Here is a 12,458-nt window from a genome sequence, read left to right as displayed (position 1 = left end):
TTATCAGGGTTTTTGGGAACTATAAGGTTGTCACACGAGAAATTTATCAGTCAGTCTGCCAATAAAATATAGGGGACTTAGCTGCGATCGCAGGGCAAATAGGGAATAACTAACAATGAATAAAATTAATTTAAATATATGAATGAACAACCAGATGTAAAAATGCTTTATACCCCAGAAGATAGTTTAATCTTAGTGGTAGATGATACTACTACTAATTTAGAAATTGTTTTTGATATATTAACTAATATCGGCTTTAAAGTTATAACAGAAAATGATGGAGAAAGAGCAATTAAGCAGGTCGAATTCCAGCTTCCTGACTTAATTCTATTAGATGTGATGATGCCTGGAATAGATGGATTTGAAACTTGTAAAAGACTGAAAGAAAATTCAGCTACTTGTGATATACCCGTAATTTTTATGACAGCTAATTCGGATACTCATAGTAAGGTAAAGGGTCTAAATATAGGAGCAGTTGATTACATTACAAAACCCTTTCATGAAGAAGAATTATTAGCTAGAATTAAAACCCATATTCAATTACGAAATCTCACAAAAACTTTAGAAAAACGAGTTTTAGAAAGGACATCAGCATTATCTAGGGCATTAAAAGACCTACAAGAGTCTCAACTTCAGCTTGTACAGACAGAAAAAATGTCTGCCCTTGGTCAATTAGTAGCAGGAGTTGCTCATGAAATTAATAATCCAGTTGGTTTCATTCATGGCAATCTTGGACACGCTTCAGTATATTTCCAAGACATGATTAAGATTATTGACCTCTATCAGCAGCACTATCCTAATCCAGTTCCAGAAATTCAAGAGGAAATTGCAGCGATAGATTTGAAGTATGTACTTGCCGATCTACCTAATTTAATTTCCTCAATGAAAGAGGGAGTTCAGCGCATTCGTAACATTAGTACCAGCTTGAGAACCTTTTCTCGAGCAGATAGCGATCGCAAAGTTTATTGCAATATTCATGATGGCATAGACAGTACAATTATGATTCTCAAACACCGTTTAAAAGCATCCGAAGATCGACCCGATATTCAAGTAATTAGAGATTATGATATATTGCCAGAATTAGAATGCTTTATCGGACAACTCAATCAGGTGTTTATGAATTTATTAGCTAATGCTATTGATGCTTTAGAGGAATCTAATGTAGGACTTACCTATATGGAGATTGAAGCAAATCCTAATCAAATTTTGATTCAAACTACTCTTACTGAAGATAAAAATTATATCTTGATTAGGATTAAAGATAATGGCGTAGGAATGTCGGCTGATGTCCAACAAAAAATCTTTGACTATTTATTCACCACCAAGCCTGTGGGTCAAGGTACAGGATTAGGGTTATCAATTGCTCGTCAAATTGTTGTCGAAAAACATGGAGGAACTCTAGAGGTAAGTTCATCAATAGATCAAGGTTCAGAGTTTATCATTAAACTTCCCATTTAATAATTATAGTAATTTACGTTTATCAACATAATAAATGAATTTATGTTCAAGGCAGTAGTAGGTTACAGTAACGATCCAGATTCTCTAGCAGCAGTTGAAGAAGTTCTCTTGCAGGAGATATACCAAAAGCTAGGATTATTTTTGCTGCAATTGATTTTGATCATTCTCTCTGCAGCAAATCGATCGGGTTTTTTCAGGGATTGAGTTGATTGGTGGAATAACAGATGGAGAAATTTATTCAGTCTTAGAGTTTCAGCAAGACTCAATCACATTGATGTTGTTTTGTTCAGACGAACTATTCATGGGGAAAACACTTAATATTTTGCTGGCTAACTTTTTAAGAATCGAGCTAATTCCCCACTGTTTAAGGAGGGTTAGAAAGGATAATGGGGACTTAACCTAGAAGAAAGTATGCAAAACCGTAAACTGTCACAACGAGAAGGCTCAGAATTTGTTATGGAGATTATTTTTAATTAGAACCAAAAGAAACATTAAATTCTCAGAATAAAAATATTAAAAATATTAAGTAGTTACTTTAGGGACATTTTGGGGAACTCTAAGTAAGTCGGTGAGAATAAATCAAACTAGATTAAGTAATGTAAACAATATTGAGATTAGTTCGTAGTGCTCGCGCAGCGCTCTCTGCGAGACGCTTCCCGAACACTACAAACCTTGAATTATTCACACCGCTCTACTTATAACTGTACTTCTTAGATTGTATCCTCCAAATTTATGATCGATGTACCCAAGCAGTCAATAGCTACGCTTAATCTTTCTTTAGAACGCGATATATTTTTACGTACACTAATCAGAGAATTATCTGGTACTTTGCAGGATGTAGTTGGTTTAGAAGAAGCTTCGGGATTTATTAGCGTTGTTGGTGAAAGAATGGGAAGGCAGATTAACCAAGATTATAAATCTGCCTTGGAAATCTCTCACCTTTCTCGTAAGCAGGTAGCTGATGTCTTGATTGATTTAAAAAAACGAATCCAGGGCGATTTTTATGTTATTGAGCAGAATGATGAAAAAATTGTCTTTGGCAACCGTATTTGCCCATTTGGCGACAAAGTACTTAATCGCCCCGCCATGTGCATGATGACTTCAAACGTTTTTGGAACGATCGCAGCTAATAATCTGGGATATGCGAAAGTAGAATTGCAAGAAACCATAGCACAGGGCGATCCTGGATGTAGAGTTATTGTTTACTTAAAACTTACAGAAGAAGCAGAAGATGCAGAAGGTCGAGAATACTTTAGGGGACTAGAATCTGTGTAAATCCTTCACCATCAAACAAAATAACTCCAGGATTAAGCTTAGTGCAGATATGTAAAGTAGAGTCAAACCGTGAAAGTGGAAGTTCCATGACTCCTGAACAATTTCTTGAATTTGCCAGAGTTTTACCAGAACCTTTACTTCTGGTAAGTGCAGAGGGTCAGTTGTTAGCGACGAATCAACCAGTAGCAGATATGCTGGGGTTACGCCGTCAAGAACTGCGGGGAAGAATGCTCTTTGAACTCGTAACTGAGTCTAGCAACGATATTGTAAAGTATTTACAAGCTTGTTCTAGTAGTAGGGCAATGGTGATTGGCTCTTTGACTTTACGAATGAATGATGGACAAACGTTAATATGTCGTAGTCAAGGAGCAGTTATTCAACCGTGGTCTCCTGAATCTTCAGCTTTAATTCTCTTACGCTTGGAAAATAGAGTTTTAGCCAGTAGTAATTTCGTTCTGTTGAACGAAAAAATTGATGAGTTAGCCAAAGAAGTTCAGAGACGAAAACAAGCAGAGGAAGCGCTTAAGAAAGCGAATCAAGAGCTAGAAATTCGGGTTGAGGAACGTACAACTGCTTTACAAGACACACTAAATGAACTACAGCTTACTCAAACTCAGCTTATCCAAGCTGAGAAAATGTCTAGTTTAGGTCAGATGGTCGCTGGTATCGCCCATGAAATTAATAACCCTGTGAGTTTTATTTACGGGAACCTTCACCACGCCCATAAATATACTCAAGATTTACTGAAATTGGTGGAAGTTTATCAACAAGCTTTTCCAAATACTCTTCCAGAAATCCAACAGCAAGTAGAAGAAATAGATTTAGATTTTTTGATTCAAGATATAACCAAACTCTTCCAATCAATGCAAGTGGGAGCAGAACGCATTCAGGAAATTGTTAAATCACTACGTAATTTTTCCAGGCTGGATGAAGCAGAACTTAAGCAAGTCAATATCCATGAAGGAATTGATAGTACTTTGATGATTTTGGAGCATCGCCTGCAAGCCAGGCATGAGTATCCAGAAATCAAAGTCATCAAAAAATATAGTCAACTACCAAATGTAACTTGCTATCCTGGTCAACTCAATCAAGTGTTTATGAATATTCTTGCTAATGCGATTGATGCATTGGAAGCATCGGCACTCAACAGCCAGTATTCAGAAGTAAATACACAAAAAGCTGAAAGTCAAAAACTGATAAATAATAATCCCCAAATTCAAATTAAAACTGAGCTACTCGATGAAAAATGGATAGTGGTTAGTATTGCTGATAATGGTTTGGGGATAAATGAACAAGTTCGCTCAAAGCTATTCGATCCGTTTTTTACCACTAAAACTGTGGGCAAAGGTACTGGATTAGGTCTATATATAAGCTATCAGATTATAGTTGAAAAACATAACGGGCAACTTAACTGTTTTTCTGTTCCAGGAAAAGGTGCAGAATTTGTAATTAAGATACCTATTCAATTAGTCTCATAAAATTTCAGTTATAAAGATATGACAACGCCTGTCTGCTAATTTGCAAACAGGCGTGTTTTTGAGTACAAAGTATGGTTGATACTCGGTTATATCTTGGCAGTAGAATCAACTGAGGATTGAGACTGACTAACCGAATCTGATTTTGGTAAAAGCAGGAGATTTTGTGCTTTTACATTACTGTTGATTGTTGCTTGCAAAAATGGGGTATGGGAAATGGAATTGTTAGCCAATGTAAACAGTGGATTTGACAAAATCCCTGCTATGGAGGTGGCAATTAATGTTACCACCAACCCAACCTGCAAAGGTCTTAACCCAGGCAAATCCCAACGCACTTGGGGATAATTCTTCACTGCGTCGGACATTTCATGGGGTTCTTTGACTACCATCATCTTAACTACGCGAATGTAGTAGTAGATGGAGACGACGCTGGTAATTAAGCCCAACAAAACTAACCAATAAAGTCCTGCTTGCCAACCAGCCCAGAATAAGTAAATTTTGCCGAAGAACCCAGCCAATGGTGGAATACCACCCAAGGAAAGCAGGGAGATACTCAACGCCAGTGTTAGGAGTGGGTCTTTTTGATATAACCCAGAGTATTCGGCAATCTGGTCGGTTCCGGTGCGTAGTGAGAATAGGATAATGCAGGTAAAGCCACACAGGTTCATGAACAGGTAAACCAGTAGGTAAAATATCATACTGGCATAGCCCGCCTGTGTACCAGCAATCAAGCCAAGCATCACAAACCCAGCTTGGGCAATGGATGAATAAGCTAGCATCCGTTTCATGCTGGTTTGGGCTAGGGCGACTACGTTACCCAAAATCATGCTGAGAACGGCTAGAGCTGTGAAGACAAACCTCCACTCGTCAGCAACAAGTGGGAAGGCTGTTGTCAGCAAGCGGATGGCTAAGGCAAACCCAGCTGCTTTGGAACCGACAGATAAAAAGGCGATGACTGGGGTGGGAGCGCCTTCGTAAACGTCTGGTGTCCACTGGTGGAAGGGTGCAGCGGAGATTTTAAAGCCAATACCCGCGATCGCAAAAACCAGGGCAATCACTAAACCTAAAGATTGACCGACTTTCGCTGTGGCAATACCATTAGCGATCGCACTAAGTTCGGTTTGTCCTCCCGATAGTCCATACAGCAGTGATACACCGTACAAAAATATTGCCGTGCTGGAAGCCCCAATTAACAAGTATTTCAGCGCCGCTTCATTGGAGCGGGGGTCACGCTTGGTATAACCTGTCAACAAGTAAGAGGAAATACTCAGGGTTTCTAGGGAGATGAAAATCATCACCAACTCACTAGCCCCGGATAAAAACATCCCTCCTAAAGTAGCACTCAGCAAAATAGCGATGAATTCGGCTAAAGCAGTGCCGCTCTGCTCAACGTAGCGAATTGACATCAGTATAGTGGCGATCGCAGACAAGGCAATAATACCGCGAAAGACAATACTCAGGTCGTCACTGTTAAAGCTACCGGTAAAACCGATGGGATTAGGAGAGTCCCATTGAAAATATAGGGCGACAATCGAAGCAAATAAACCTGCGATCGCTAGATATCCAATCCAGCGTGCGGATGTACGCCCCAAAATCAAATCAACTATCAAAACCCCCAAGAGGGTGAGAATAACAATCCCCTCTGGTAAAATCGTTCCAGCGTTTAGCTGGGATGCAATATTAGCAAAATCCATGAGATGTATAGGTTTTGGCGATTAGACATTAAGGCTAACTCTGTTCACTCTAGCAAGTTTTCTAATCCCCGGACTAGCTCTTTTAACAAGAGCTTAACAGCTTGGATGCAAATAACTATCGCACCAACCTTACTACTTTACCAGCAGCTTTCTCAGTATCCAGGGATTCACTTAACAACCTTCCTACTTCGTTTTTCAGGCGTGAACTTTAGCGAATACGATCAATAATTATGCTGCAACCAGTGCAATAGTTACGTACAAAAAGCTTATAAAATTAATAAGGGCACAGCATTGCTGTGCCCCAAGAATATTCATAACTCCTAACTTTATTAAAAACCGACTGATGGCAGCTTGCCTTGTAGCGACTGAAATTTAGACTGAACACAGTTGGCACAATTGCAACCAACTCGATCGATAATCGGATGAGATGTTTGAATCAAATTTGGTGTTGCCAGATCGGGAATTTGTTGTGTAGATACTACCATCAGAATTTGGGTAGCGTATGTAGATTTTAGGCTAGATGCGTTTGCTGGATTGACTACCAGCAGCATGGATACCAGAAATGCGGGACAGGCGAGTAAAATCAGTTTGACAATTTTCATAATTCACACAAAGATAGCTTTGCTGATACAGCATAGCTAATAAATTGCCCAGCTTCAATTTTAATTACCAAATATTGCTTAACTACGCCCGAATCCTTGACCCCGCAAAACCTTTGACCATACAAGTAATTCGCCCTGTTCACCCCCTGCGGCCAATAACTTACCTTGGGGATGCCAAGCTAGGCTAGAAAATCCTGCTGAGACACCTGTGATAATTTGGGATACTTCCTTGGCTTTGTTCCACAAACACAACCAACCGTCAGCCGCCGCAGAAGCGAGAAGGAAGCTTTTGGGTGCAAAGGCGATCGCATTGATTACACCCACATGATTTGTTAATACTCGTGCTTCCCAACCTAAAGAATCATCCTCTAACTTTTCCCACACGACAATCCCTTCAACGCTAGAAGATGCGAGTATTGGCGCACCTACTTTGGTCATAGCTTCTGACCATGCCAATTGGCGAATTTTACCGGGGAAGCCACGCATTACCCAAGGATCGGGGTTGTTCCATTCTAAAACGGTAACACTGCGATCCATGTTGCCAGAAGCCAGGAATTTGCCATCGGGCGACCAAGCCATCGCTAAACTGACAGTAGTCATATCTAAGCTGTATGGTTCTTCATCCCAGTTTTGACTATGCCAAATCTTGACTCCTTTGTAACCACTAATGGCTAAGTATTGTCCATCAATGCGCCAATCTATACCCAATACTGAAGAATTGTCAAAATTCAGCGTTACAACAATTTCACGAGTATCTGCATCCCAAACTTGAACGTAACGCCCCAAACTAAAAGCCAGTTGGTTACTGGTGTAATTCCAAGCTAGCTTGTCAACCCATGCAGGGGCATTTTCTAACGTGGCGATTAATTCAGTATCGCGCCAAATTTTCACCTGTCCATCTTGTCCACCAACGGCTAAAAATTTGCCATCTGGTGAAAAGGCGAGACAGTCTACTGATTTACCATTACCAGTTTGTAAGCTTGTGAGTTCGCCATCATTCCACAGAACTACTTCGCCGACGGCAGAAGTTGCTGCTAAAGTTTGACCTTGTGGCGACCAAGCGATCGCAGTTACATAATCTGAAAGTGTCCCCGAATAGTGTTGTTCAAATTCCTTAGATTTGGTTGTGGAGTTCATATTTATTGGGTACTGGGTACTGGGGACTAAGGACTTACGGTGTACACACAAATCAAATTACCCCCCTTATAAAGGCTATCCATTACCCGGATCTTTCTTAACATTTGCGAGAGTATTCACTCACGCTTTTTCTAACCCTGATTAGTTCGTCATCAATTCTCAATAAAAACCTAATTTTAGCGATAAGGCTAAGAGCCAATCTGTCAAGTATGTTTGACACCTCAGTGTTCAAGATGCCGACAGAACAAGCGTTTCAAGATTGTAAATAAAGATGTGACTAATGGATAGGTTTATAAGGGGAGGGTTAGGGTGGGGTAAAATCTTGGTTAATCAGCTATTTCAGACTTGTGTGTACACCGTAGGGACTGGGGACGGGGACTGGGGACGGGGACTGGGGACGGGAACTAGGGGGTGAATCTTTCCCAATACCCAATACCCAATCCCCAGTCCCCAATACTCTTTTAAACTAGACAAGCGAGAAAATCTTGCTTGAGTTTGGCTGCATCAAGGTTGCGACCGATGAAAACTAGTTCGTTTTTAGGGGTTTCGCTTGCTTTCCAGGGGCGATCGGGTTTGCCATCAAATATCATGTGTACTCCTTGGAATACAAATCGATTATCTTCTCCAGCAATATTTAAAATGCCTTTCATCCGAAAAATATCTGGCCCTTGAGTACGCAGTAACTCCGAAAGCCAAGCGTTTAATTTTTCTTCATCAACTGCACCCGCTTCTACTAAAGCTACAGAAAATACAGTTTCATCGTGTACGTGGGCATCTTCGCCTAAGAAATCTGGATCGATTTCTAATGCGCGTTCTAAATCAAAGGCTTTGACACCTAATAAAGCATCCATTCCTAGTTCAGAATTTTGGGTGCGGTAAATTTTTGCGATCGCATTCATCGCCCGAATCCGCTTTTCTAATTCATCCAACTCTTCCGGCGCTACCAAATCTGTTTTATTAAGTAAAATTACATCGGCAAAAGCAATCTGTTCTTGTGCTTCGTCTGCATCCCAGTGCTGCCAAATATGCTTGGCATCTACGACTGTCACCACAGCATCTAGAGACAGTTGACTTTGCAAATCTTCATCCACAAAAAATGTTTGAATCACTGGCGCAGGATCGGCTAGTCCAGTTGTTTCAATTACTAAATGGTCAAATTTATCGCGTCGCTTCATCAAATTGCCAATGATGCGAATTAAATCGCCGCGCACTGTACAACAGATACAGCCATTGTTCATTTCAAATATTTCTTCATCTGCATCGATAATCAATTGATTATCAATACCCACTTCCCCAAATTCATTGACAATCACAGCAACTTTTTTGCCATGTTCGTAGGTGAGGATGTGATTGAGTAGAGTCGTTTTACCTGCTCCCAAATAGCCTGTAAGAACAGTAACGGGAACTGAATTGTTGATTACGTCAGCCACCATACTCTAAATTCCTCTTGTCTCACCTTATGGATAATCATTTTCGCCTATGATAAATCTTTTTATATTTTTGTGCGAACTTGCTGTTATTTTGGATTTCAGCAAAATAATCACATAATTTAATCACCAAACATTTGATTTTTATGCATCTGTAATAAGTAATAAATGTTCACAAGTTGAACTAGCCTGATAGGAATATTGCATACAAGCCAACCCACACTGCGGTCAATACGGTTGGGTTAAAGTTAGCACTCTTTGTCAAAGTCATTTTTTTACGTAGACGCAAAGCGGCTTGCCGCAGGCTATCGCAGAGAGCAAAAAGTGCGATAACTGCATTTGCTTCTCTCTGTGTCCTCTGCGCCTCTGCGGTTTAAAAGAATTCTATTGACCAATATTTTTACCCATCTTGAAAGGGCTAGTTATATAATCTTAGTCTCGCATCAAAGTGCAATGTGAAAATTTAATTTTCTGGGGATAACAAAAAATCTTGAACTGCTTCTAAAACAACTGCTGGGTATTCTTCATGCAGCCCCAGAGAACCAGCAATGACAACGCTTCTCACTCCTGGTAAGGCTACTAAAGCGTTCATTTCTTCTCGTGATTTGGGAGGGCTAGATTCCCCAATTACTACCATGAGCGGTACGGTTAAAGACTGCACAAGTTCCAAAAAATCAGATTGTGCGTGTACAGCATCAAGATTACCAGTTACAAAGGCAGCAGAAGCAAATCGCGCTCCTGGTTGTTGAGTTGTTTGCCACTTCTTCTCAATGAAACTGGGTGTAATTGTTAGCCGCGTCAGTAAAGACATGACGGCGATACATAAAACTTAATAAAGATGGGGCAGTATTGAGTTTGTAGAGAGCTTGACCAAGTATAGGCGATCGCACCAATCTTCTCACAAAACCAGCTATCTGCTGACTTGCCCCCATTGTCGGCAAAGGACCACGCCAAGTAGGAGCTAACAACAAAATTTGTGAAAAAGCAGCTCGCTTCACAGCTAGTTGTAAAACGTAACTAGCAGCATGACCAGCCGCGATCACAGTAACAGGAGTATTAAAAATAGCTTTGACAAAATCTTCCAAAAAGTGCTGATATATTTCCGGTCGGTAATCCAAACTAGGGCGAGAAGATTCACCAAATCCAGGCCAATCTATAGCTACAACTTGAAAATTGGGAGCTAGTAACTTGGCAAGTTCGCCGACTTCCAAACGCGTCGAAACACTGCTGAAAGATGGTAGTAGCAATAACGGTGAACCTTTACCAAGGGTTTCATAAACAACGCGCAATTGCTGATTTTCCCAATTCCAGAGATATTCTTGAACCACTCCACCAAAGCCAGTAGCAGGGGTAGATAATAAATTTGTTGACATAAGACTAAATTTTGGTAGTTGTACCTTATTTGTCATTTGTCCTTTGCTAATGACCAATTACTAATGACAAATGACTAAAATAACCAAGTTTAGTTAGGTAAATCTAACTTACATTCCAATGCTTTTTTTTGCATGGTTTTAAAAATGTTGTAAAATCCATTAGCACGGGAAGGTGTCAGGCTAACATTTAAACCTGTTTCTTGAATAAAATCTGGGGTAAGTTGGACAATCTCAGTTGGCGTTAGTCCATACAGTCCTTCAACCAGAAGCCCTACTAATCCTTTTGTTAACTGGGAATCGGAATCGCCCTGAAACACAACCTTACCGTCATCCAAGGCTGCTGTGATATAAACTTGAGACACGCAACCAGGAACTTTATTTTCGGGTAATTTATCAACTTCTGGGAACTCATTGAGCTTCTGAGCATACCAGATTAGCTGTTCGTAGCGTCGCTTCGGTTCGGAAGCGCGTTGAAAGCGCTGGACAATTTTAGCGAGCGCAGGTGGCAAAGAATCTAGAATTGAGGACATAACAGAAGCTGCAAACGATCGGTATCACCTTGAGTGTAGATTATCTTGAAAGCGATCGCGCCTCCGTCTCACCTTGCGATCTCAGCTAGCCATAATTGCCATTATTGACTATAACTCGTCAAATCTAGATAATGACTGCGTAGGCGTAGCCCGCCGTAGGCATCGCATCCCCATCGTCCAGATTTTTTCATGCGTCTAATCACAAAAACTTAATTTTCTTCTAAGTAAAAATTTTATTAATTTGTAGCATATTCTCTGCGTGCCTCTGCGCTTACCTTTGCCTTCCTCTGCGTTTAAATTTCAACCCTCAATTCTCCACGATTCGACAATTCGATGCCTACGTCTAGCTGCACCTACTTATTTACAAAATTAGCTGCAAGTTCATTAAACTAAGCAGCTAGATAATTATCAACAATTAAAAATTAAAAATCAAAAAAAAATTCTGATTTTTAATTTTTAACTTCTCTCCCTTAAGGATTAATTCGTAGTTTGTGCAGCTAGCATCTGCTTCAGCTTTTCTAATTCCGAAGCCCAACGAGGATCTGGACGAATAGCGTCTGAATCGGTGGTTGTAGTGCTGGTTTCGCGAGAACCTCCGCCACCGCCGCCACGACGAGGCTTTTTAGAGCTTTTCTCACGACGGCTACCTTCTCTGTTAGGGCTAGGAGTCGGGGTACTATTACTAGTACTAGCAAGAGTAACTGGTTTAGGAGCTTGCTCGTCGCCCTCTTCACCCTTTGTCCGAGGTAATGCCTTCTCTAGCTTAATGGGAGTGTCTTTGAACATCTGACCATTATACTTTTCAATAATTTCGTCAGCTTGTTCGTCATTGTTGACTGTAAGAAAACCGAAACCACGGCATTTGCCAGTTTTGCGGTCTTTAATTAATTTAGTAGTTACAGCATCACCTTCTGCTGCAAAAACGGCTTGCAGATCTTGACGATCTATTTCATCTTTAGGCAAATTACCTATATATAGGCGAACGGACATGAACTATACCTCCAGAGTTGAATGAACATGGCAAGGCAAGAAAACAATCACTTAGCTTTGGCTTTTAAATAGATGCTATTGACCAAGACTGCCATAAACCAATTTTTTTGCTCGAAACTGTCAACTTATACAACAATACAGTTTTTCGTCGGGATCAAGCTTGTTTAATCCAAAGGCTCACACTATGGTGAGCTAATAACACCTTAATTCTAAGAATTGTAAATTTAATAGCCTATTGCCTGCTAAAGTACACGCTTTCTTCTATGCCCTTTTTCGCAGAATCAAATACCATTCCTTACATTACCACGGTATTTTCTACGTAGCTAGTTTAGCGCATATCTTGTTGGCATTAGTATTACTGCATCGTAACATAAAACACATTTTTTTATTCAAGTGAGCATATTTTGAAACAAAAACCAGCCACTGGCTGGTTAATTTGCTGCTGTGTTGGGAGGATAAAAAGGTATAGAGCGGGGAAAAAGCACCTAAATCTATAA

9 protein-coding genes and 2 pseudogenes are annotated in these 12,458 nt (G+C 40.3%); 4 read left to right on the top strand and 7 right to left on the bottom strand.

The features are described from left to right. The first annotated feature begins 138 nt into the window (after positions 1 to 138). The 4 genes and pseudogenes from V7K44_RS30615 to V7K44_RS30600 all read left to right on the top strand — a co-directional run bounded on the left by V7K44_RS30615 (position 139) and on the right by V7K44_RS30600 (position 4,211). Entirely contained in the window at positions 139 to 1,458 is a 1,320-nt protein-coding gene (locus V7K44_RS30615) for a hybrid sensor histidine kinase/response regulator (protein ID WP_334937441.1), read from the top strand. A gap of 42 nt (positions 1,459 to 1,500) precedes the next feature. Continuing rightward, a pseudogene (locus V7K44_RS30610) lies at positions 1,501 to 1,756 on the top strand (FIST N-terminal domain-containing protein); the annotation flags it as partial. A gap of 434 nt (positions 1,757 to 2,190) precedes the next feature. Next, entirely contained in the window at positions 2,191 to 2,733 is a 543-nt protein-coding gene (locus V7K44_RS30605; RefSeq protein ID WP_334937439.1) for a methanogen output domain 1-containing protein, read from the top strand. 86 nt (positions 2,734 to 2,819) lie between these two features. Then, positions 2,820 to 4,211 (top strand): ATP-binding protein, encoded by a 1,392-nt coding sequence (locus V7K44_RS30600; RefSeq protein WP_334937437.1) that lies wholly within the window; start codon positions 2,820 to 2,822, stop codon positions 4,209 to 4,211. A gap of 86 nt (positions 4,212 to 4,297) precedes the next feature. On the opposite strand, the gene V7K44_RS30595 is transcribed toward V7K44_RS30600, so the two are convergent. From V7K44_RS30595 to V7K44_RS30565, 7 genes and pseudogenes are all read right to left on the bottom strand, one after another. Then, positions 4,298 to 5,902, bottom strand: a complete 1,605-nt coding sequence (locus V7K44_RS30595) for an NAD(P)H-quinone oxidoreductase subunit N (RefSeq protein ID WP_334937435.1) — start codon at positions 5,900 to 5,902, stop codon at positions 4,298 to 4,300. Positions 5,903 to 6,231: 329 nt separating this feature from the next. After that, positions 6,232 to 6,504 (bottom strand): hypothetical protein, encoded by a 273-nt coding sequence (locus V7K44_RS30590; protein WP_334937433.1) that lies wholly within the window; start codon positions 6,502 to 6,504, stop codon positions 6,232 to 6,234. Between the two features lie 78 nt (positions 6,505 to 6,582). After that, complete coding sequence (locus V7K44_RS30585; RefSeq protein ID WP_334937431.1) at positions 6,583 to 7,641, bottom strand: WD40 repeat domain-containing protein; 1,059 nt, start codon at positions 7,639 to 7,641, stop codon at positions 6,583 to 6,585. A 461-nt stretch (positions 7,642 to 8,102) separates the two neighbouring features. After that, positions 8,103 to 9,074 (bottom strand): CobW family GTP-binding protein, encoded by a 972-nt coding sequence (locus V7K44_RS30580; protein WP_334937429.1) that lies wholly within the window; start codon positions 9,072 to 9,074, stop codon positions 8,103 to 8,105. A gap of 457 nt (positions 9,075 to 9,531) precedes the next feature. After that, positions 9,532 to 10,441, bottom strand: a pseudogene (locus V7K44_RS30575) (alpha/beta fold hydrolase). Positions 10,442 to 10,530: 89 nt separating this feature from the next. After that, positions 10,531 to 10,971: a SufE family protein gene (locus V7K44_RS30570; protein WP_334937427.1), complete on the bottom strand. Its 441-nt coding sequence runs from the start codon at positions 10,969 to 10,971 to the stop codon at positions 10,531 to 10,533. A 477-nt stretch (positions 10,972 to 11,448) separates the two neighbouring features. Further along, complete coding sequence (locus V7K44_RS30565; protein WP_289795357.1) at positions 11,449 to 11,961, bottom strand: RNA recognition motif domain-containing protein; 513 nt, start codon at positions 11,959 to 11,961, stop codon at positions 11,449 to 11,451. Positions 11,962 to 12,458: the final 497 nt, after the last annotated feature.

The sequence above is a fragment of the Nostoc sp. genome (assembly GCF_036917235.1).
GTDB lineage: Bacteria > Cyanobacteriota > Cyanobacteriia > Cyanobacteriales > Nostocaceae > Nostoc.
The sequence above is the reverse complement of the archived record's forward strand: the minus strand, read 5'-3'. Positions and strand labels throughout refer to the sequence as shown.